General features: G+C 72.5%; 16 protein-coding genes. 5 read left to right on the forward strand and 11 right to left on the reverse strand.

Annotated elements, in window-relative coordinates:
• The first annotated feature begins 52 nt into the window (after nucleotides 1-52).
• Entirely contained in the window at nucleotides 53-1,801 is a 1,749-nt protein-coding gene (locus IE185_RS21715) for a sensor histidine kinase (RefSeq protein WP_138896058.1), read from the forward strand.
• Nucleotides 1,798-2,481: a DUF7342 family protein gene (locus tag IE185_RS21720; RefSeq protein ID WP_138905821.1), complete on the forward strand. Its 684-nt coding sequence runs from the start codon at nucleotides 1,798-1,800 to the stop codon at nucleotides 2,479-2,481. The genes IE185_RS21715 and IE185_RS21720 overlap by 4 nt, the downstream gene beginning before the upstream one ends.
• 163 nt (nucleotides 2,482-2,644) lie before the next feature.
• On the opposite strand, the gene IE185_RS21725 is transcribed toward IE185_RS21720, so the two are convergent.
• The 3 genes from IE185_RS21725 to IE185_RS21735 all read right to left on the reverse strand — a co-directional run bounded on the left by IE185_RS21725 (nucleotide 2,645) and on the right by IE185_RS21735 (nucleotide 7,031).
• Nucleotides 2,645-4,237: a monocarboxylic acid transporter gene (locus IE185_RS21725; RefSeq protein ID WP_138896650.1), complete on the reverse strand. Its 1,593-nt coding sequence runs from the start codon at nucleotides 4,235-4,237 to the stop codon at nucleotides 2,645-2,647.
• The gene (locus IE185_RS21730; RefSeq protein ID WP_229843629.1) at nucleotides 4,234-4,725 is read right to left on the reverse strand and encodes a DUF485 domain-containing protein; all 492 of its coding nucleotides are present in this window, start codon (nucleotides 4,723-4,725) and stop codon (nucleotides 4,234-4,236) included. Before IE185_RS21730 ends, IE185_RS21725 begins: the two co-directional genes overlap by 4 nt.
• Before the next feature lie 185 nt (nucleotides 4,726-4,910).
• Complete coding sequence (locus IE185_RS21735; protein WP_138896649.1) at nucleotides 4,911-7,031, reverse strand: DNA gyrase/topoisomerase IV subunit B; 2,121 nt, start codon at nucleotides 7,029-7,031, stop codon at nucleotides 4,911-4,913.
• 432 nt (nucleotides 7,032-7,463) lie between these two features.
• On the opposite strand from IE185_RS21735, the gene IE185_RS21740 reads away from it, so the two are divergent.
• The gene (locus IE185_RS21740; RefSeq protein WP_138896648.1) at nucleotides 7,464-7,694 is read left to right on the forward strand and encodes a DUF7455 domain-containing protein; all 231 of its coding nucleotides are present in this window, start codon (nucleotides 7,464-7,466) and stop codon (nucleotides 7,692-7,694) included.
• 115 nt (nucleotides 7,695-7,809) lie between these two features.
• Here the strand turns inward: IE185_RS21740 and IE185_RS21745 are convergent, their stop codons facing one another.
• The 7 genes from IE185_RS21745 to IE185_RS21775 all read right to left on the reverse strand — a co-directional run bounded on the left by IE185_RS21745 (nucleotide 7,810) and on the right by IE185_RS21775 (nucleotide 17,977).
• Nucleotides 7,810-8,640: a serine protease gene (locus IE185_RS21745; protein WP_138896647.1), complete on the reverse strand. Its 831-nt coding sequence runs from the start codon at nucleotides 8,638-8,640 to the stop codon at nucleotides 7,810-7,812.
• 159 nt (nucleotides 8,641-8,799) lie between these two features.
• Nucleotides 8,800-10,374 (reverse strand): RNA polymerase sigma factor, encoded by a 1,575-nt coding sequence (locus IE185_RS21750; RefSeq protein ID WP_138896646.1) that lies wholly within the window; start codon nucleotides 10,372-10,374, stop codon nucleotides 8,800-8,802.
• A gap of 350 nt (nucleotides 10,375-10,724) precedes the next feature.
• On the reverse strand, nucleotides 10,725-11,612 hold the full coding sequence (locus IE185_RS21755; protein ID WP_167518800.1) for a FadR/GntR family transcriptional regulator: 888 nt from the start codon (nucleotides 11,610-11,612) through the stop codon (nucleotides 10,725-10,727).
• Nucleotides 11,613-11,772: 160 nt separating this feature from the next.
• A complete protein-coding gene (locus IE185_RS21760) occupies nucleotides 11,773-13,527 on the reverse strand; it encodes an ATP-binding cassette domain-containing protein (protein ID WP_189715783.1) in 1,755 nt (584 codons plus the stop codon).
• A 175-nt stretch (nucleotides 13,528-13,702) separates the two neighbouring features.
• Nucleotides 13,703-14,467, reverse strand: a complete 765-nt coding sequence (locus IE185_RS21765) for an NUDIX hydrolase (protein WP_138897175.1) — start codon at nucleotides 14,465-14,467, stop codon at nucleotides 13,703-13,705.
• A 99-nt stretch (nucleotides 14,468-14,566) separates the two neighbouring features.
• Entirely contained in the window at nucleotides 14,567-16,573 is a 2,007-nt protein-coding gene (locus IE185_RS21770; protein ID WP_189715785.1) for a glycogen debranching N-terminal domain-containing protein, read from the reverse strand.
• A 99-nt stretch (nucleotides 16,574-16,672) separates the two neighbouring features.
• Nucleotides 16,673-17,977 (reverse strand): DUF4192 domain-containing protein, encoded by a 1,305-nt coding sequence (locus IE185_RS21775; protein ID WP_138897173.1) that lies wholly within the window; start codon nucleotides 17,975-17,977, stop codon nucleotides 16,673-16,675.
• Between the two features lie 111 nt (nucleotides 17,978-18,088).
• On the opposite strand from IE185_RS21775, the gene IE185_RS21780 reads away from it, so the two are divergent.
• On the forward strand, nucleotides 18,089-20,251 hold the full coding sequence (locus IE185_RS21780; protein ID WP_138897172.1) for a RecQ family ATP-dependent DNA helicase: 2,163 nt from the start codon (nucleotides 18,089-18,091) through the stop codon (nucleotides 20,249-20,251).
• Nucleotides 20,252-20,551: 300 nt separating this feature from the next.
• Entirely contained in the window at nucleotides 20,552-21,181 is a 630-nt protein-coding gene (locus tag IE185_RS21785) for a hypothetical protein (protein WP_138897171.1), read from the forward strand.
• Nucleotides 21,182-21,295: 114 nt separating this feature from the next.
• Here IE185_RS21785 and IE185_RS21790 read toward each other — a convergent pair whose 3' ends face one another.
• The gene (locus tag IE185_RS21790) at nucleotides 21,296-21,922 is read right to left on the reverse strand and encodes a hypothetical protein (protein WP_138905830.1); all 627 of its coding nucleotides are present in this window, start codon (nucleotides 21,920-21,922) and stop codon (nucleotides 21,296-21,298) included.
• Nucleotides 21,923-21,946: the final 24 nt, after the last annotated feature.

The raw sequence follows: 21,946 nt of genomic DNA on the forward strand, positions 1-21,946 counted from the left end.
GCCGGAGGCCGGGATTTCGGAAAGCCGTGCCCGGCGCTCTACCGTTCGAGACATGAGCGCCGCACCGACCACCCCCGGCAGACGCCTGCGTCTGGGCTGGCCCCAGCGGGTCTTCTCGCAGGTCCTCCTCATGCAGCTGGCCATCGCCACCGGCGTCACCGTGCTCGCCACCGGGCTCTTCCTGGCCCCGCTCAGCGCTCAGCTCGACCAGGAGGCGATGCGGCGCGCCCTCGCGATCGCGCAGACCACCGCTGTCCAGCCGCAGCTCGCCGACGCCGTGACCGGCTCGCGGCCCGCCGTCTCGGGGCCCGTGCAGGCCGAGGCTGACCGCGTCCGGCGCTCCACCGGCGCCGAGTACGTGGTGGTCATGGACGACCGGGGCGTCCGCTGGTCCCACACCGACCCCCGTCAGATCGGCCGGATCGTCTCCACCGACCCGAGCGAGGCGCTCGCCGGCCGCGAGGTGATGGAGATCGACGAGGGGACGCTCGGCCGCTCCGCCCGGGGCAAGGTCCCGCTGCGCGACACGGCCGGCGAGATCGTCGGCGCGGTGTCGGTCGGCATCGAGTACGACAGCGTCCGTGCCCGGCTGCTCGCGGCGATCCCGGGGCTGCTGGCGTACGCGGGCGGCGCTCTGGCCGTCGGCGCGGTGGCGGCGTACCTCATTTCCCGAAGGCTCCAGCGGCAGACCCACGACCTGGCCTTCTCCGACATCTCCGCGCTGCTGGCCGAGCGCGAGGCGATGCTGCACGGCATCCGCGAAGGCGTCGTCGCCCTGGACTCCCAGGGCAGGATCCGGCTGATGAACGACGAGGCCCAGCGGCTGCTCGGCCTCGGCGCACAGGCCACGGGCCGCCCGCTGGACGAGGTGCTGGGCGAGGGCCGTACGGCGGACGTGCTGGCGGGCCGGGTGACCGGCGACGACCTGCTGACCGTGCGCGGTCACCGTGTCCTGGTCACCAACCGGATGCCGACGGACGACGGGGGCGCGGTGGCGACCCTGCGCGACCGTACCGAGCTGGAGCGGCTCGGCCGCGAGCTGGACTCGACGCGCGGCCTGATCGACGCCCTGCGCGCCCAGGACCACGAGCACGCCAACCGGATGCACACGCTCCTGGGGCTGCTGGAGCTTGGCATGCACGAGGAGGCGGTGCGGTTCGTGACGGAGGTGGCGGGGGTCCGCCGGGCCACCGCCGAGCAGATCACCGAGAAGATCCACGACCCGATGCTGGCGGCCCTGCTGGTCGGGAAGGCCACGGTCGCCGCCGAGCGCGGCGTCGCGCTCCGGCTGTCCGACGCGACGCTCCTGCCCGACCGGCTGGTGGACCCGCGCGGCCTGGTCACCGTCGTCGGCAACCTGGTGGACAACGCGCTGGACGCGTCGGCCGGGTCCCCGGACGCCGTGATCGAGGTCGAGCTGCGGGCACGGGGGCGTACGGCCGTACTGCGCGTGGCGGACGGCGGGCCGGGTGTCCCGGCGGAGCAGCGCGAGCTGATCTTCACGGAGGGGTGGTCGACCAAGGAGCTGCCGGCCCACGGCAAGCGCGGCCTGGGGCTCGCCATGGTGCGCCGGCTCGCGGAGCGGCAGGGCGGCAGCGCCCGGGTCGGCGAAGGGGCGGAGGGCGGCGCGGAGTTCACCGTCGTACTGCCGGAAGCCCTGACGGACGCCGGGCTGGACGGCCCGGACGGCGCCGGCAGGGACGGCGACGGCAGGGAGTCCGGCGAGCCCGGGGCCGGCGGTGCGGGGCCCGCCGCCGCGCCCACGGACGCGGCGCTCGACCCGGCGGGAGAGGCGCGATGATCGACGTACTGGTGGTGGACGACGACGTGCGCGTGGCGGAGATCAACGCGGCGTACGTGGCCAAGGTCGCCGGATTCCGTGTCGTCGGCCGGGCGCACTCGGTCGCCGACGCCCTGGCCCGGCTCCGCGCGGACCACGTCGACCTGGTGCTCCTGGACCACTACCTGCCGGACGGGAACGGGCTCGCGCTCGTCCAGGAGCTGCGCGCGCTCGGCCTCCAGACCGACGTGATCATGGTGACGGCGGCGCGTGACATCGGGACCGTACAGGCGGCCATGCGCCAGGGGGCTCTCCAATACCTCGTCAAACCCTTCAACTTCGCCGGGCTGCGCACCAAGCTGGAGGCGTACGCCACGCTGCGCCGGACCCTCGACGGCGGCGGCGAGGCGGAACAGGCCGAGGTGGACCGGATCTTCGGCGCGCTCTCCGTGTCCGGCTCGCCCGAGCTCCCGAAGGGGCACTCGCCGACGACCGCCGAGCTGGTGCGGCAGGTGCTGCTGGCCGCCGACGGGCCGATCTCCGCGCAGGAGATCGCGGAGCGCGCGGGCATCAGCCGGCAGACCGCGCAGCGCTATCTGAAGCTGCTGGAACGGTCGGGGCGGGTTCGGCTCAGTCTCAAGTACGGCGAGACGGGCCGCCCGGAGCACCGGTACGCGTGGACGGCCGGCAGCGGCGGCTGAGACGGCGCTGCGCGGTCGGGCGGTCGCGGTCGTCGGGAGCGGGGTCGTCGGGAGCGGGGTCGCGGTCGGCCAGGGGGCGCCGTGCCCCGTCGACGGCCCGTTTCGTGTCGCAGTGGGCGCCAGGCCCCCTCGGCGATGCGGGGGGCCTGGGCCCGGCCGGGCGTCAGACCGCGCCCGCGCCCGTCAGCGAGCGCACCTCCGTCTCGGCGTGCCTGGCCTCGTCCGGCGGTTCGGGTGACAGCGCCGTGCCGGCCCACCCAGCGAGGAAGCCCAGCGGGATCGACACCAGGCCCGGGTTCTGGAGCGGGAAGAGCTGGAAGTCGACGCCGGGGAACAGCGCTTCGGGGCTGCCCGAGACGACCGGCGAGAGCAGCACGAGCAGCACGGCCGGGATCAGGCCGCCGTACACCGACCAGACCGCGCCGCGCGTGGTGAAGTTCCGCCAGAACAGCGAGTAGAGGAGCACCGGCAGGTTGGCGGAGGCGGCGACCGCGAAGGCCAGGCCGACGAGGAACGCGACGTTCAGGTCGCGGGCGAGCAGGCCGAGGCCGATGGCCACGGCTCCGATCCCGGCCGCCGCGAACCGCGCCACCGCGACCTCGCTGTACTGCTTGGCGTGGCGCCGCCTGAGGGAGGCGTACAGATCGTGGGCGACGGAGGCGGAGGAGGCCAGGGTGATGCCGGCGACGACCGCGAGGATGGTGGCGAAGGCGACAGCCGCGACGATGGCGAACAGAACCGTTCCTCCGGTGGAGCCCGCGCCGCCGCCGAGGTCGAGGGCGAGCAGCGGAACCGCCGTGTTGCCCGCCGCGTTCGACGCCCGTACCTCGTCGGTGCCGACCACCGCCGCCGCGCCGAAGCCGAGCACGATCGTCATCAGGTAGAAGCTGCCGATCAGGCCGATCGACCAGACGACCGAGCGGCGGGCGGCGCGCGCGGTCGGCACGGTGTAGAAGCGGGACAGGATGTGCGGCAGACCGGCCGTGCCGAGGACGAGCGCGAGGCCGAGGCTGATGAAGTCGAAGCGGGCCGTCCAGTCGCCGCCGTACCGCAGACCGGGCGAGAGGAAGTCCGCGCCGTGGCCGCTGCGTTCGGCGGCGGACAGCAGCAACTGGTTGAAGTCGCCGTGGAAGCGCACCAGGACGAGCACCGTGAGCGCGACCGTGCCCGCCATCAGCAGCACCGCCTTGACGATCTGGATCCAGGTGGTGGCCCTCATCCCTCCCAGCGATACGTAGATCACCATCAGCGCGCCCACGCCGATGACCGTCCAGGAGCGCGCCGCCTCACTGCTCCCGCCCAGCAGCAGCGCGACCAGGCTGCCCGCCCCCACCATCTGCGCCACCAGATAGAGAACGGACACGGTGACCGAGGAAGTTCCCGCCGCGATGCGCACGGGCCGCTCCCGCATCCGGGCGGCGACGACGTCGGCGAGGGTGAACCGGCCGCAGTTGCGGACGAGTTCGGCGACGAGCAGCAGGACGACGAGCCAGGCGACGAGGAAGCCGACGGAGTAGAGCATGCCGTCGTAGCCGTAGAGGGCGATGAGGCCGGAGATGCCGAGGAAGGAGGCGGCGGACATGTAGTCGCCCGCGATGGCGAAACCGTTCTCCATCGGGGAGAACAGCCGTCCCCCCGCGTAGAACTCCTCCGCGGAACCACGCCGGTTACGGCTCACCCACGTCGTGATCGCCAGCGTCGCCGCGACGAACGCGCAGAACAGCAGCAGCGCGAGTGTCTGGTGGTCGTCGGTCACCGCGCGGTCCCCTTGATCCCCCGGGTGAGTTCCTGCGTGTCCCAGCGGAGATCGAGCGCCGCACGGTCCCTGCGGAGCCGGGCGTGACGCGCGTAGGCCCAGGTGAGTACGAAGGTGGTGAGGAACTGCCCGAGCCCGGCGACCATCGCCACGTTCACCGCGCCGGCGACCGGGCGGGCCATCAGGTCGTGCGCGGTGGTCGCCGCGACGACGTAGACCACGTACCAGGTGAAGAAGGCGAGGGTGGCGGGGACGACGAACCGCCGGTAGCGGCCGCGCACTTCCTGGAAGGCGGCGCTGCGCTGCACCTCCAGATAGATCTCGGCGGCACTGGGACCGGTCCCGTCACAGCCCGCGGGCTCGGGCTGTGACGGGACCGGTGCGGGTGCGCCGGTGCCGTCGAGCTCGCCCCAGCCGGAGGCGAGCGCGTCGTACCAGGGATCGTCGAACCGCACTGCTGCGGCGTCGCGCCCTTCCTGCTTCTCCACCGAACAACTCTCCTTGTCCGCGAACAAATGGTCCGCGTGCCCAAGGATGGACAGAGTGGGAAGATCCCGGACTCTTCAATCGGCGCACTTCACCCCTTCAGGTGAAGGTGAAAAAGCTCCACGCGGTCCGCCCGTGGGGGTGGACCGCGTGGAGCGTGGTGCGGTGCGGCGTCGGCGGCCGGGCCTCAGGCGTCGATGCGCGAGCGGTCCAGGGTGGCCGCCGAGCTGGTGATGAACTCCTTGCGGGGCGCGACCTCGTTGCCCATCAGGAGATCGAAGACCTGCTCGGAGGACTCCAGGTCACCGATGTTGATACGGCGCAGCGTCCGGTGGCGGGGGTCCATCGTCGTCTCCGCCAGCTGATCGGCGTCCATCTCGCCGAGGCCCTTGTAGCGCTGGATGGAGTCCTTGTAGCGCACGTTCTTGCGCTGGTACTCCAGCAGCGTCTGCCGCAACTCGTTGTCCGAGTACGTGTAGACGTACTTGTCCTGGCCCTTCTTCGGCTGGACGAGCTCGATCCGGTGCAGCGGCGGTACGGCGGCGAAGACGCGCCCCGCCTCCACCATCGGCCGCATGTAGCGCTGGAAGAGCGTCAGCAGCAGGCAGCGGATGTGGGCGCCGTCGACGTCGGCGTCCACGAGGAGGACGATCTTGCCGTAGCGAGCGGCGTCGAGGTCGAAGGTCCGCCCCGAACCCGCTCCTATGACCTGGATGATGGCGCCGCACTCGGCGTTCTTCAGCATGTCCGAGACGGACGACTTCTGGACGTTGAGGATCTTGCCGCGGATGGGCAGCAGCGCCTGGAACTCGGAGTTCCGGGCGAGCTTCGCCGTACCGAGCGCGGAGTCTCCCTCGACGATGAAGAGCTCGCTGCGCTCCACGTCGTCGCTGCGGCAGTCGGCGAGCTTCGCCGGCAGCGAGGAGGACTCCAGCGCGGTCTTGCGGCGCTGCGCCTCCTTGTGCTGGCGGGCCGCGATGCGCGTCCGGGCGGCGGCGACGACCTTCTCCATCACCGAGCGTGCCTGCTGCTTGGCGTCGCGCTTGGTGGAGGTCAGGAAGGTCTTCAGCTCCTTGGCCACGACGTTGCCGACGATCCGCGCGGCCGCCGACGTACCGAGCACTTCCTTCGTCTGGCCCTCGAACTGCGGCTCGGCCAGCCGCACCGTGACGACCGCGGTCAGGCCCTCCATGGCGTCGTCCTTGACGACGTCGTCCTCGGCGACGCGCAGCAGCTTGGCCGAGCGCAGCGCCTCGTTCACCGTCCTGGTGAGGGAGCGCTCGAAGCCGGAGATGTGGGTGCCGCCCTTGGGGGTGGCGATGATGTTGACGAAGGACCTGACGGTGGTGTCGTAGCCCGTGCCCCAGCGCAGCGCGATGTCGACGCCCAGCTCGCGGGTGACCTCGGTGGCCGTCATGTGGCCGCGGTCGTCGAGGACCGGCACGGTCTCCTTGAAGGTGCCCTGCCCGCTGAGGCGCAGGACGTCGCAGACGGCCTTGTCCTGCGCGAGGTACTCGCAGAACTCGCTGATGCCGCCGTCGAAGCGGAACGTCTCCTCGGTCTTGCCCTCTCCCTCCAGGGCGCGCTCGTCGCGGACGACGATGGTCAGGCCGGGCACCAGGAAGGCCGTCTGGCGGGCGCGCTGGTACAGCGTCTCCAGGCCGAGCTTGGCGTCCTTGAGGAAGATCTGGTGGTCGGCCCAGTACCGCACGCGGGTGCCGGTGCGCGTCTTGGGGACCCGCTTGCCCTTGCGCAGCCCGTTCGCCGGGTCGAAGGGGGCGTCGGGGCCGGATTCGGTGAACATCCCGGGGACGCCGCGCCGGAAGCTGATGGCGTGCGTCGCGCTGTTGCGGTCGACCTCGACGTCCAGGCGGGCGGAGAGGGCGTTGACGACGGAGGCGCCGACGCCGTGCAGGCCGCCGGAGGCCGCGTACGAGCCGCCGCCGAACTTTCCGCCGGCGTGCAGCTTGGTCATCACGACCTCGACGCCGGACAGGCCGGTCTTGGGCTCGACGTCGACCGGGATGCCGCGGCCGTTGTCCCTGACCTCGACGGAGCCGTCCTCGTGGAGGATGACCTCGATGTGGTCGCAGTATCCGCCGAGGGCTTCGTCGACGGAGTTGTCGATGATCTCCCACAGGCAGTGCATGAGACCGCGGCTGTCGGTGGACCCGATGTACATGCCGGGTCGTTTGCGGACGGCCTCGAGCCCCTCGAGTACGAGAAGGTGCCGCGCGGTGTAGTTGGAACCGTCACGGTCTGCACCGGTCAGAAGCGCAGTGGACGGCACGGACGTTTCGGCGGTCACGCGGTTCGCTCCTCGCTGAATTTCAAATGTGTCCCGATGGGGTACGGGCCCGGCGTGGGTCGCCGGTCAGAGGGTACCGAGGCCTGGTAGAGCCGATGTGACGCCACCCTCAGGAAAACTCATGCTAGTCCAGAGTCGTATGCGCGTTCGATCCCTCGTTGGAGTGACGTGGACATCACGTTCCCTTCGAGGCATGAACCATTTAGGCTCCGGGCACGTCCTCATGAACAACCGGCAAGCCAGCCGGGAGGGCGAACACCCACCCATCGACGCGAAACCGTAGAGCGACGCAATACGGCTCCTTCGCCGCTAACCGGCAACAGACAGCCACCTCGGAAGAATTTTCAAGGAAAAGCCACGAGCGGGAACGTTTTCGGCCTGGTTGGATGTTGACCCTGGTACGACAGCTCGTCGAGCTAGAGAAGAGGCGACGTGACTACTGTTCTGACCCCCGCGAGCCCCCTGACGGCCGCTGACCGATGCGACCGCTGCGGCGCCCAGGCTTACCTGCGCGTTGTCCTGGCCAGCGGCGGCGAACTGCTCTTTTGCGCCCACCACGGACGTAAGTTCGAGCCGGAACTCAAGAAGATCGCCGCTGAAATACAGGACGAGACCGACCGGCTGACCCCCGTGCCGCCGTCCCCGGAAGACGAGGACCGCTGAGAACGCAGGCACCTCGCACCCACGACGAGCCAAGGGCCGGTCTCCGACCGGCCGACGGGCGGTCTTCCCCGCGGGATCGGGGAAGGCCGCCCGTACTCGTACGCTGCAAGCGTAATCAGCTTCTCGCTGCCCAGATGTCCGGCGCCGCTGAAAGGCGTGCGTACACCCCGGGGCTCTCCGCCTGACCGCAGCCGCTCCCCCAGGAGACGAGCCCGATCAGCAGGCCACCGGCCACCAGGGGCCCACCGCTGTCCCCCTGGCAGGCGTCGTGCCCCCCGTTCTCGTCCCCGGCGCACAGCATCGTCTCCGAGCGGTACGTGCCCTCCGCGCGGCCCGGGTAGGCGCGCTCGCAGGCACTGTCGGGCAACACCTTCACCGGGGCCGCCCGCAGCTCACCGGCGTACGCCCCGCTGCCCGTCGTATCGCCCCAGCCGTAGACCATGGCGCCGGTGCCCGCCGTGTACGCGGTGCTGCCCGGCCCGGCGGCCCTGATGGTGTCGGACGCGGGGAGCGGGTCGAGCAGCGTCAGCAGGGCGAAATCTCCCTCGTTCGTCTTGGCGTCGTACGCCGGATTGAGCTCTACGCCGCTCACGGCGATCTCCCGGCCGCCCGTCCCCTTCAGCGTGCTGCGGCCCGCGATCACCCGCAGGTCGCGCACCTGGCCGAGCGGCACGCCCAGTACATCCGAACTCACGCAGTGTGCCGCGGTCAGCACTCTGGCGGGCCCCACCAGCACTCCCCCGCAGAATTGCCCCGCTCGCGTACCTCCGAACCGGTCACGGCTGGAGAGGGCCACCACCCACGGCGACTGCGAGATCTGTACCGGCTGGCCCCCGATCACCACACCGTCCGGGGCGGCGGTGCCTCCCGATGCCTGTGGCGCCGCGACGGCCATGGCCGTCAGGGCCAGCGCCCCTGTCAGTGATCCGGCGAAAGAGCGACGCATACGGCCTCCTGGCTCGGTGCAGCAATGGCACCACCAGCCTCGGGCGGACGCCTGCGCGCCGCACCCGCGAAAGGCCGGGGGCCCGGAGTCTCACGTACGGGACTCCGGGCCCCCGGCCCGAGCGGTGGGCGGCCAGGGACGTCCCGGCCGGGACAGGTCCTAGTCGAGGTAGTCGCGCAGCACCTGCGAGCGCGACGGGTGGCGCAGCTTGGACATCGTCTTCGACTCGATCTGGCGGATGCGCTCACGCGTCACGCCGTAGACCTTGCCGATCTCGTCCAGCGTCTTCGGCTGCCCGTCCGTGAGGCCGAAGCGCATGGACACGACACCCGCCTCGCGCTCGGACAGGGTGTCCAGCACCGAGTGCAGCTGCTCCTGGAGGAGGGTGAAGGAGACGGCGTCGGCCGGCACGACCGCCTCGGAGTCCTCGATGAGGTCACCGAACTCGCTGTCGCCGTCCTCGCCGAGCGGGGTGTGCAGCGAGATGGGCTCGCGGCCGTACTTCTGGACCTCGATGACCTTCTCCGGGGTCATGTCGAGTTCCTTGGCCAGCTCCTCCGGGGTGGGCTCGCGGCCCAGGTCCTGGAGCATCTGGCGCTGCACGCGGGCCAGCTTGTTGATGACCTCGACCATGTGCACCGGGATGCGGATGGTGCGGGCCTGGTCGGCCATCGCGCGGGTGATCGCCTGACGGATCCACCAGGTGGCGTAAGTCGAGAACTTGTAGCCCTTGGTGTAGTCGAACTTCTCGACCGCGCGGATCAGACCCAGATTGCCCTCCTGGATCAGGTCCAGGAAGAGCATGCCGCGGCCGGTGTAGCGCTTGGCCAGCGAGACCACCAGACGGAGGTTGGCCTCCAGCAGGTGGTTCTTGGCGCGGCGGCCGTCCTCCGCGATGATCTCCAGCTCGCGCTTGAGCTTCGGCGCCAGCTTGTCGCTGTTGGCCAGCTTGTCCTCGGCGAAGAGGCCCGCCTCGATGCGCTTGGCGAGCTCCACCTCCTGCTCGGCGTTGAGGAGGGGGACCTTGCCGATCTGCTTGAGGTAGTCCTTGACGGGGTCGGCGGTGGCGCCGGCGACAGCGACCTGCTGTGCGGGCGCGTCGTCCTCGTCCTCGTCGGAAAGGACGAACCCCTTCTCGCCGCCTTCCTCCTCCTCGTCGGCGCCCGCCTTGACCGGCGTCTCCTCGGCGGAGTCCTCACCGTCGGCGGCCTCGTCGGCGCCCTTCTTGGCGGAGGTCTTCTTCGCGGCCGTCTTCTTGGCCGCGGTCTTCTTCGCGGTGGTCTTCTTGGCGGCCGTCTTCTTCGCGGCGGCCTTCTTCACCGGCTCGGGGCCGGCGGACGCGTCGTCGTCGGCCACGGCGTCCACGGATTCCGCTGCCGGTGCCGGTGCCACGGTGGCCGCGACGGTCTTGGCGGAAGCCGGCTGGGCCGCGGTGGCCGCGACCGACTTGGTCGCGGTGCGCTTGGCCGGACTCTTCGCTGCGACGCTCTTGCGGGGACGCTTGGGCGACTCCGCGGCAGTGACCATCAGCGTCACACCCTCTTCCTCGAGGATCTGGTTCAGGCTGCGCAGAACGTTCTTCCACTGGGCCGCCGGAATCTGGTCGGCCAAGAATGCCTGGCGCACGTCATCGCCCGCGATCTGCCCATCAGCCTTTCCCCGCTCGATGAGCGCCATCACAGACTCGGACTCGGCGATCTCCGGCGGGAGCGTACGGGATGTGCTGGCCGACACGAACAACCTCTCGGAACGATGGAAACGACTTCCGGCCTCGCCCTGAGTGCGGGCCGCGGCCGACGACATCGGCTGGGGATGTACCGACGGCGCAGGTTGAACCTCGGACTGGTTACAGCGCCACTCTCAGCAGCTGCATTCCCTCTTCGGCTGTCACCTCTTAGGTCATCGCACAGTTCCGCGGAGTGTTACGCCCAATCTGCGTGGCCCGAGTCACACCCCGTCCGAATGAGGAAGAACAGAAGGGGCATCGGCCCACAATCGTGTCGCCGGACCCCAGGGGATCCGGCGACACGAGATTCGTCAGCGCAGCCGGGCCGCAAGGCACACACCCTGGCCGTGGTCCGCGGTCAGTGCTCGCGCGGCGCCGGCACCACACGCTCCACTTCCGGGTGAACCGTGAGCAGTTGGCGCATGGCGGCCTCGGCCGCCGGAGCGTCGCCCGCCGCGAGGGCGTCGACGGTACGCGAGTGGTGGACGAGAGCGGCCTCGGTGGGGCGGTCACAGCCGGTGACGGGGCCGCCGGACACCTGGAGGGCGGCGGAGACGATGCCGGAGAGGTGCTCCAGCATGCGGTTGCCGGCGAGCTGGATGAGCAGGGCGTGGAACTCCGCGTCGGCGCGGGAGAACGTCAGGGAGTCGCCCTGCGTGAGGGCATGGCCCATGATCTCGACCATGTCGCCGAGCCGCTGCTGGAGGTCCTCACGCCCGTGGCCGGCGGCGAGACGGGCCGCGAGCGGCTCGATCATCCACCGCAGTTCGCCCAGTTCGCGACGCTGGTCGTCGCGCTGCGGACCGAAGGCCCGCCATTCGATGATGTCGGGGTCCAGCAGGTTCCAGTCACTGACGGGGCGGACCCGGGTGCCGACGTTGGGGCGGGCGCTGACCAGGCCCTTCGCCTCCAGCACGCGCAGGGATTCACGGACGACGGTGCGGGAGACCTCGAAGCGCTGGCCGATCTCCTCCGGGACGAGCGGACGGTCGGCGCCGAGATCGCCGGAGACGATCATCTGGCCGAGCTGCTGGACGAGTTGGCCGTGGAGCCCGCGGCCCCGGCTGCCCGCCGAGCGGCGGCCCATCCGGCCCAGGTCCGTGTCGGCCCCTTCCCAGGAAGGCACGCCGACGCGGTCGGCGCCCGGCGCCTCTGCGTAGGGGTAGCGGTCGAGTTCACCCGGCCCGGCGAGGCCGGAGTCGGCGGGGCGGGAGGCGGTCATCATGGTGTGCGCAAGGGTACTCACGGATCCTTTGTCGGCGGGACTTCCGCGACCCTTGAGGTCTTTGGTGAAAAGCACACGAAAGGGTGATCGCCGCTCGCCCTGCAATTGACGACTTATCGGAAAGAAACGGGCGTACACAGGGGAGTTGCGAGCGGCCGTCGGTCTCCTCGGTCGAACCTGGTCACCAATGGGGCCTACGGCGAAGGCCAGTGAACAGATATGCGCAAAGCAGTGCACAAAGCGACAACGACAGCGCCGCTCCGACCGGTTGGGCCGCCACTCTCATCCCGGCCACCACCCACGCGTCGATCTCGTACGGCCATCGCAGCCAGGCCACTTCGCGCAGCCGGCCCGGCAGCCCGGCCACCGAACGCACCGACGGCCCCACGACCATCCGTTGCGCCACCGGCGCCACCAGAACCGGTACGGCGAGCACCGCGGCCACCCCGGCGGCCGTCGCGCGGAAGACTCCCGCGCCGAGCAGCCCGGCCCACGCGCAGCCGACGGTGAGGCCGGACCAACTGAGCCCCAGTGCAGCCCATTTCTCCGGTACGCGCAGTAAGTCCTCGCCGTACACCAGTCTCAGGGCTTGCGCGTCGGCCACCACGACGAGCAGGCCGAGCAACAGCGCGGCGGTGGCGGAGACCGCCAGTTTCGCGAGGAGCAGTCCGACGCGGCGGGGAACGGTGCCGCGTGCGGCGGCGAGCGCGGGATACCGGAACTCCTCGCCGAAGGCGATGGCGCCGAGCAGGCCCGCGCCCAACGCGGCGGGCGGCAGGGGCAGGATGTCCGGCCAGGCCGCGAGGAGGGCGGACAGGGGGGTGCTGCCGACGCGGGCCAGCAGTACGGAGATCGTCACGGAGGCGGCCAGCACGGCGGCGGCGACGAGGAGCGTCGTCCGCGTGCCGAGGAGGCGGTGCAGTTCGTAGCGCACGGGGCGCAGCGGGCTGCGGGACGGACGCAGCGGCAGGGGCGGCGGGACCGTCACCCGGGTACCGGTTCCGGAGCCTCCCGCGCCCCGGGGGGCGGCCGGGGCGGGCTGCCGTTCCGGGACGGGCGGCGGCCCCGTGTCGCGGACCTCGTCGGCCAGCCGGTGCACCGGGATCCCGTGCCGGAAGGCGGTCTCCCCGACCTGTGCGCAGTCGCTGCCGTAGACGGACAGGCGGGCGCCGCCCTCGGCGACGACCTCGACGGAACGCCTGGCGGCGCGGGCCTCGCGGGTGACGAGGGCGCCGAGCCGGGCGGCGTGCGGTGTGGTGACGACGACGCGCGGGCGCAGCCTGGTTCTGGCGAACTCGGCCGCCCCCTGGTCCGCGACGAGCCGGCCGCCCTCGATGGTGACGACCCGGTCGGCGGTACGGGCGGCCTCCCTGGGGTCGCTCGTCGTGTACAGCACCGTGCCGCCCTGGGCCGCGTGGCCGCGCAGCAGTCCGAACAGCCAGCTGTGCTCGCGTGGCGACAGGCCCTTGGCGGGCTGGTCGAGGAGGAGCGTGTGCGGGTCTCCCAACAGGGCGGAGGCGAGGCCGAGTCGGCGGTCCATGCCGAGGGAGAGCATGCTGAGGCGCTCGTCTGCGAGGGCGGCCAGGCCGACGAGGTCGAGCATGTCGTCCGCGCGGGAGGCGGGCACGCCGGCCGCGGCGCAGAGCATGCGGAGCTGACCGCGGGCGGTGCGTGCGGGGTGTCCGGGTACGTCGCCGAGGAGCGCTCCGACCTCGCGGGCCGGGTGGGCGATCCGGTACAGGGGGCGGCCGCGGAAGTAGGTGACGCCCCGGCCCGGCGCGAGGTCGAGCATCAGTCTGAGCGCGGTGGTCTTGCCGGACGCGGCGGCGCCGAGGAGGGCCGTGACCTGCCCCGGACGCGCCTCGAAGGTGAGGTCGTCGACGGCGGGCGGGAGTTCCCGGCGGGGGGCGCTGGTGAGTCCGATGGCCTGGAGCATCGCTTCTCTCGCGGAAGGGGTGACCGCTCGGCGGCATGGCGGTATCGCAGCACGATAACGCGACATATCCGACTTTTTGTGCAATGCGGGGCGTGTGGGTGTCAGGGCGAGTGTCAGAGGCTCTGTGACGGACCGTTTCCGGCCGGCTCCGTACGTTCGTTCGGCCCCCTGGGGGTCAGACCTCGGGGCGCAGCATCGGCGGGTTGAGCAGCGTCGCCCCGCCCGCCCGGAACAACTGCGCGGGCCTGCCGCCCTGCCGGGTCGTGGTCCCGCCCGAGGGGACGAGGAAGCCCGGGGTGCCGGTGACCTTGCGGTGGAAGTTCCGGGGGTCGAGGGCGACGCCCCAGACGGCTTCGTAGACGCGGCGCAGCTCCCCGACCGTGAACTCCGGGGGGCAGAACGCGGTGGCCAGCGACGAGTACTCGATCTTGGAACGGGCGCGTTCGACGCCGTCCGCGAGGATCTGGGCGTGGTCGAAGGCGAGCGGCGCCGGCGGCTCGTCCTCCCGGCTGTACTCGCCCTCCTGGCCGAGCAGAGCCTCCACCGTCGCCCAGCGCGCGCTGTGCGCGTCGCCGCCGGCCCGTGGGGCGGGAAGGTCCGGCGCGAGCACCAGGTGGGCCACGCTCACCACGCGCATGCGGGGATCCCGTTCGGGGTCTCCGTACGTCGCGAGCTGTTCGAGGTGGGCTCCGTTCCCGATCGAGGGTGTGCCCGGCTCGTGGGCGCACAGGCCCGTCTCCTCGGCGAGTTCGCGTGCCGCCGCCGCACCGAGGTCCTCCTCCGGCCGCACGAAGCCGCCGGGAAGCGCCCAACGGCCCTGATAGGGCTGCTCGCCCCGGCGTACCACCAGCGCGCACAGCGCGTGCCGGCGCACGGTGAGTACGACCAGATCCACGGTGACGGCGAAGGGAGGAAAAGCCGATGGGTCGTAGGGCGACATGCCGTGATCATAGTCGTCTTCCTGACGATAAACAGTCCTTCCGGCGGGGAAGCCGCTCGGCGGACCGGACTCGTCGCGCCCCTCTTCGCCGGCCACGCCTCAGCCCCCCAACTGGAGTGCGCCGGCCGCTTCCTCGATCATGCCGAGACCGAGCCTGCTGATCCGTACGCCGAAGGGTTCCCCCGCCACGCGCAGCCCCGAGAACTGCACGGCCCCGAGCGGCGCGCCGCGCATCGGGAACAGCGCCACCGTCCCCGCCGGGGCGTCGGGCCGGATGCCCGCGAGGGCGGTCAGGAGGTGGACACCGGCCGCCGCGGACACCGCCGCCGGCCGGCAGGCGGCCGGGTGCGGTACGGGCAGGCTCCCGGTGGTGCGCTGCTCGCCCGCGTACATCTCCGGCAGCCGGTTGCCGAACACCGCGGCGGCGTCGAGCACCCCGCGCAGCAGTGCGGCCGCCTCCCTCTCGTACCCGGCCGCCGCGAGTCCCGCGACGGCGACGGCCGTCTCGTGCACACGCACCGCGCCGCCACGGTGGCCGAAGGGGTTGTGGCCGGGCTCCCTGGAGCCGAGGCTGCGCAGTCCCCAGCCCGAGTCCATGGCGGGGCCGCTCAGCAGCCTCGCCACCTGTTCCGTCTGCACCTTGTCCAGCAGGCCCGGCGCCTGCCCGCCCCCGCCGAGCAGGCCGGTGTCCAGGAGGTGAGCGGTGGCGCCGCCGAGGTGCGGGACGAGCCGGCCGCCGGCGATGCGTGCCGCCGCCGGCCGGCCGCCCGCGCGGTCGTCGATCCAGAAGTCCTCCCGGAACCTGCGGCGCGTCACGGCCGCCCACTCGCGCCACCCCTCGGCGCCCGGCCTGCCGCACGCGGCCAGCAGGTCGGCTCCGAGCACGGCAGCGCGGTGGGCGTGGGCCCAGGTCTCGACGCGCCGGGGGCCGCCGGGTCCCGGTTCGGGCAGGCAACCGTCGTCGCCCGCCGCTCCGCGCAGCCACATCAGACAGCGTTCGGCGGCAGGGAGCAGCTCCTCCACGTCCTGCTCCGCGAGCCCCCACCGCCGCGCCTCCGCGAGTACGACGGGGAAGGCCAGCGTCGCCTCGATCCCCGTGCAGCTCGGTGGCAGATGCGGACCGGCGTCCCTGAAGGGGCCGGGAATCCTCCCGTGCTCGGGCCCGCCGCCCGTCCGCTGGGTACGGGCGAGGGCGCGCAGCGTGGACGCGGCGAGCCGGGTGCCCAGCGGCAGCGTCATCCGGGCCGCCCAGAGCGCCTCCGCGGGTGCCAGCCCGCAGCGCCAGGGCACTCCGGCCGCCAGATACGTGTCCGCCGGGTTGCGGGGGTCGCGCATCAGCAGGGCCCGCAGGTCGTCGAGGCTGGTCCGCATCAGCTCCCGTACCCGCGGATCGTCACCCTCCGCCGCCGCCTCGGAGAGCGGACCGCCACCGGCCCTGACCGGTGGCCGGGCCCGCCGGTCGGTCCGGACACGCAGTTCGACGGTGCGCGAGGCGCCGGGCAGCAGCTCGATCTCCCAGCGGAGCAGACCGGCGGAGGCGATCGCGTCGACGGGCGGCGGATCGGAGGTGACGACGGCCTGGGCTCCCCCCGCGGACCAGCGCAGGCCCGAGGCATGGACGCTCGCGGACAGTTCGGGCCCCGGCCGCCCCGCCGCGACGGCGCCGAGGTCGGCGAGATCGGTGCCGAGTCCGATCTCCATCCGCAGCCGCAGGGTGCGGCGCGCCGAGCTGCGCAGGGTGATCCGTTCCGTCCCGTCCGCGTCCCGCAGCCGCTCCACGACGACCTCGGGGTCCGGTCCCGCACCGCCCGGCGTCCGCACCACGCCCATGAACCGGGCGCGGCCCGCCGAGACAAGTCTGCCCTGGACGGCGACCGGTTCGCGTCCGGCGACCCGCACGTGACAGCGGGAGAGCAGACGGCGCCCCGACTGGTAGAAACCCTCCAGTCCGTCACCGGTGAGCTGCCCGTTCTCGGCGGACAGGGCGAGCCCCGGCAGGTCGGCGCAGATCAGCAGGGCATGGATCGACGGCAGCTCACCGGGGAGCCGGCCGCGAGCCGCCGGCTCCCTTCCCGCGGCGGCGGGGGACGGGGCAGTGAGAGTCATACGGTGCCTCCTCTGCGCTCGTATCGGTCGCACCGGTCGTCAGGGCGCGGGGCGTACGCGGTACCGCCACACGTGTGAACGTCCGCGTCGGCACCCGGGTCACGGCCGACCGTGCTCGCTCCTCCCCCGCTGCTCCTCCTGCCGCCGCGAGCGGCCGCGCGCGGCGGCCGCCCCGGGCCGCGCCTTGGCGGGCGGCGCGCTCGGCCTGGCGGCGGCCTGAGGCCGCACGGAACGCGTGGCCTGCCGGGTGCGCACCACGCGGGAACGGGCACCTTTGCGCCCGGCGCGCTCCTCACGGAGGCAGCGCCGCAGTGCTTCGGGGTCCATGCCCTCGTTGCACGCCTGATGGAGGAGCTGCGCGAAGGTGTACTCCGGGTCGGACCGCAGGGCGCGACCGAGGGCGACCCTGGCCTCCGGTTCGTCGCCGGACGACCACGCCACCCATCCCGCGAGGGTGAGCGGTGCGGCGGCGTGGGTCTCGTACGCTCCGGCGCACCTGCGGGCCAGGGCGCGCCAGAGTCGCAGGGCGGGCTCGGCGTCGGGCCCTTCCATCCATTCCGCCGCCCGGTCCCTGGTCTCCCGGTCCTGCAGTCCGAGGATGACGGCGGCGGCCTCGTCGTGGGAGATGAGCGCGTCGTCCCCGGCGTCCGCGTCGGGCCGGCTCGCCGGCAGCGGACGGTTCTCGCCGAGGCGCTTCATGAGCCGCCTGGCCAGCGCGAGCGTCTCGGCACCGACCTCCTCGCGCTCGGCCCCGCCGAGGATCCTTGGCACCAGGGCGAGCCCGGCCGCGTCGAGCGCCCGTACCTGCTCGTGGTCGGCCGGCTGTCGCGGTGTGAGCCTCGCCTCCATCTCCCGCAGTGAACCGCGCACTTGGATCCCCGCGTAGGCGGCGGCCGCCGCCATCACCGAGGTGCCGGGCAGGGCGAGTACGTTGCCCTCGGGCGGGCAGCAGCGCTCGTCGGGACAGCAGTAGGACCAGTACCTCCCGTCCGTGATGCACAGCGCCTCGAAGACGGGTACGTCGAGCGCGCCGCACGCGGTGCGCAGCCGCTGCGCGAAGGGGCGCAGCCGCTCCATGACCTGGCGGCCGGACTCCCCGTCGGCGGGGTCCTGGCAGAGGAAGACGACGATGCCGTCGGGGCGCCCGCCCCGGCGCTCGCTGCCGTTCACGAGGCAGTCGGCGAGCTGGTCGGAGACGAACGGCCATTCCCTGGGCGAGCGGGGGATGCCGAGCCTGAGCCGCCCGCCGAACCGGCCCCGGTTGCCGTGCAGCGCGACCATCACCACGCTGTCGGTCGGATGGAAGCCCATGAGGTACGGGAGGGCGTCGGCGAGCTCGGCGGGGCCGCGGAGGGTGATCTGGTCGCCGTCCGAAGGGCCTGTGGGTTCGTGGTGCTTGTTCATGGCTCGACGGTCCCGCAGACACCGCCGGCTCCGCCAACCCTGTGGATAACTTTATCCACAGGCCGGAGGCCGTATTCGCTCAATGTCCGAGCCATCAGGTTGCATGGGGGCATGACCAACGCAGACCTCAGGGCCTCAGCCGATTCCGTACTCGCCCGCCTCGTCGGAGACACCACCGGCGGCGCCCGGCTGCGCGAGGACCAGTGGCTGGCCATCGAGGCGCTCGTCGCCGACAGGCGCCGGGCGCTGGTCGTCCAGCGCACCGGCTGGGGGAAGTCCGCGGTCTACTTCGTGGCCACCGCGCTGCTGCGCGGCCGGGGCGCGGGCCCCACCGTGATCGTCTCCCCGCTCCTCGCACTCATGCGCAACCAGGTCGAGGCCGCCGCCCGCGCCGGCATCCGCGCCCGCACCATCAACTCGTCCAACACCGAGGAGTGGGAGACGGTCCAGGCCGAGGTCGCCGCCGGCGAGGTGGATGTGCTCCTGGTCAGCCCCGAGCGGCTCAACAACCCGGACTTCCGCGACGAGGTGCTGCCCAAGCTGTCCGCCGCCACCGGTCTGCTCGTGGTGGACGAGGCCCACTGCATCTCCGACTGGGGGCACGACTTCCGCCCCGACTACCGCCGGCTGCGCACCATGCTCGCCGACCTGCCGCCCGACGTGCCGGTCCTCGCCACCACGGCCACGGCCAACGCGCGGGTCACCGCCGACGTGGCGGAGCAGCTGGGCACGGGCGGCGGCTCCGACGCCCTGGTGCTGCGCGGGCCGCTCAACCGGGACAGTCTCAGCCTCGGTGTGCTGCGCCTGCCCGACGCCGCACACCGGCTGGCCTGGCTCGCCGACCACCTCGGCGAGCTTCCCGGTTCCGGGATCATCTACACGCTGACCGTGGCGGCGGCAGAGGAGGTCACCGCCTTCCTGCGCCAGCGCGGGCACGCCGTCGCCTCGTACACGGGCAAGACCGAGAACGCCGAGCGGCAGCAGGCCGAGGAGGACCTGCTCGCCAACCGGGTCAAGGCCCTCGTCGCCACCTCCGCGCTCGGCATGGGCTTCGACAAGCCCGACCTCGGCTTCGTCGTCCATCTCGGCTCCCCCTCGTCTCCCATCGCCTACTACCAGCAGGTCGGACGCGCGGGACGCGCCGTGGATCACGCGGAGGTGCTGCTGCTGCCGGGCAAGGAGGACGAGGCGATCTGGCAGTACTTCGCCTCGGTGGCGTTCCCGCCCGAGGCACTGGTCCGACGCACCCTCGACGTGCTCGCCCGGGCGCAGAAGCCGCTGTCGCTGCCCGCACTGGAGCCGCAGGTGGAGCTGCGCCGCTCACGCCTGGAGATGATGCTGAAGGTTCTCGACGTGGACGGCGCGGTCAGGCGGGTCAAGGGCGGCTGGACCGCCACGGGACGGCCCTGGACGTACGACGCCGAGCGGTACGCGTGGGTGGCGCGGCAGCGGGCGGCCGAGCAGCAGGCCATGCGTGACTACGCCACGACGGCGGGCTGCCGGATGGAGTTCCTGCAACGCCAGCTGGACGACGAGGGCGCGGCGCCCTGCGGCCGCTGCGACAACTGCGCGCAGCCCCGGTTCACCGCCGAACTGTCCCCGCAGGCGCTCGACACGGCGCGCGGTGAACTGAGCCGCGCGGGCGTCGAGGTGGAACCGCGCAAGATGTGGCCGACCGGGCTCGGAGCGGTCGGCATCGACCGCAAGGGCCGTATTCCCGTGGGCGAACAGGCGTTGCCCGGGCGGGCTCTCGGAAGGCTGTCGGACATCGGCTGGGGCAATCGGCTCCGCCCGATGCTGTCGCCGGGCGCCGCCGACGGGCCCGTACCGGAAGCGGTGGCACAGGCGGTGGTGGGTGTGCTGGCCGACTGGGCGAAGGGGCCGGGCGGCTGGGCGTCGGGCGATCCGGACGCTCCCGCCCGCCCGGTGGGCGTGGTGACCGTGGCGTCGCGTACCAGGCCGGAGCTGATCGGCACGCTGGGCGCCAGGATCGCCGAGATCGGGAGGATGCCGCTGCTCGGCTCGGTGGCGTACACCGCGGAGGCCGAGGTGACCGCGCCGCACCGCAGCAACAGCGCGCAGCGCCTGCGCGCACTGGAGGGCGCCTTCACCGTGCCGCCGCAGCTGGCTTCCGCACTGGCCGATGCCGGGGGCCCGGTGCTCGTGGTGGACGACTTCACGGAGACGGGCTGGACGTTGGCGGTGGCGGCGCGGCTTCTGCGCCGGGCGGGGGCGCAGGAGGTGCTGCCCCTCGTGCTGGCCGTGCAGAGCTGACCCGTCTCATGGACGCGAGGGCCGGCCCGGCGTACTCGCCGCGGTTGACGCGGTGTTACCGCTGGTCCTCGCCGTTCACGCGTGACAGGAGGCATCGCCGGAGGCCGGACTGGGCAGGGATATCCACGTCATACCAGCGGATTTCAGTCGGCGGCGCCAAATGCTCGTTGCCGCACACCCCACGGGGCAGCGAGAATTGGAACGCTCCCCGCACGGCCCCCCGGGGACCGGAAGAGCTGTGCCGCGGTGCGCCCAAACCGACTCTGCCCGCATTGTGGGCGCGTATGCGAAGGGAGGACCGTGACCTTCGGATTCGCTCCGTCCACCGGCTCGTTGCATCCGGCCTCGGCCGACACCGCCAGCCGTCTGGGGCGGACACTCGAACCGTCCGAGTGGGCAGCCGCCGGCATTCCGCTGCTGCGCAATCCGCGCGAAGTCGTCAGCGGACTGCACGCCCGGCACCACCCGGAACCGGCCACGGCGGTGGTCGCCGTCCTCGACGCCGAGGAACGGCTCACCGCCAGCGCCTCGTTCGCGCGGCGCTCCGTCCCGGCCGACGGGTGGGAGTTCCGCAATGCCCTGCTCGCCCACCTGCGCCGCGTCGTTCCGCACGACCTGCGCCGGCGCACGCCCGTGCGGACCGCGGTGCTGCTCTACTGCCGGGACGGGGACGAACGGTGGACCGAGGAGGACGGGGCCTGGATGTGGGGCCTGCGGGACGCCTGCACCCTGCACGGTCTGCGCTGCGGCGCGTACATCACGCTGACGCGCGGCGGCTGGCAGGTGCTGGGCGAAGGCCGTGGCGGCCGCCGCCCGAGCACCGGTTCGCGTCCGTCCGGCCTGGCCGAGGCCGCCGCCGAGGCCGAGCCGCCCCCGCCACGCTCAGGTGGCGGGGCGGCGGAGCCGCTGCGGCGGGTGGCAGCCCGCTGAAGCGGCCCACCTGCCTGCCCGTGTCTTCCGTACGCCACGCTCCTCGCGCCCCGCACGGAACGCGAGGGGAGCACGGAGCGTACGGCCGGAGCGGAAGCCGCGAAGCCGTACGACTCAGACTCCCGCGCCGAGCACGGAGTTGACCCGCTGCGGGTCTCCGCACACGATCAGCAGCGCGCCCGCGCGCGACTTGGCGAACGGCAGCGCACGGTGCACGGCTTCGTCGGCCCCGCCGTTGACCGCGACGACGACCACGGGCCGGGCGGCGGCCCGCTCCGCGACGGCGGTGTTCGCGTAGAAGACGTCGTCACGGGCATCGTGCTGCGCCCAGTAGGCGGCTTCGCCGAACGTCAGCTCGTGGGCGGCCCAAGGGTGCTGCTCACCGGTGGTGAGCACCAGGACGTCGCCCGGCGCGCGGCCCGCGTCGAGCAGTACGTCGACCGCCTCGTCGGCGGCGTCGAGCGCACCGCCCGCCGGAGCGGGGATCAGCTGGATCTGCGGCGCGGAACGGTTCTCCTGCCGCGGGGACGGGGTCCGGCCACCGGGCGTGTGCGACCGCTGCGCGGCGGGCGCGGGCCTGACCGGGGCGGGGCCGGGTACGGGACGTCCGGGACGCGGCGTGGCCGCGGTGCGCGGACCGGGTACGGGACGGGGGGTCGTCGCGGGACGGCCGGTGGCCGGAGTGACGCGGGGACCCTGGGCGCTCTCGTGAATCTGAGGCTCCTCGGGGGAGAGAGGCATGAGTGGAATGTCTATCAAATGTCA

The organism is Streptomyces chryseus, assembly GCF_014650755.1.
Taxonomy (GTDB): domain Bacteria; phylum Actinomycetota; class Actinomycetes; order Streptomycetales; family Streptomycetaceae; genus Streptomyces; species Streptomyces chryseus.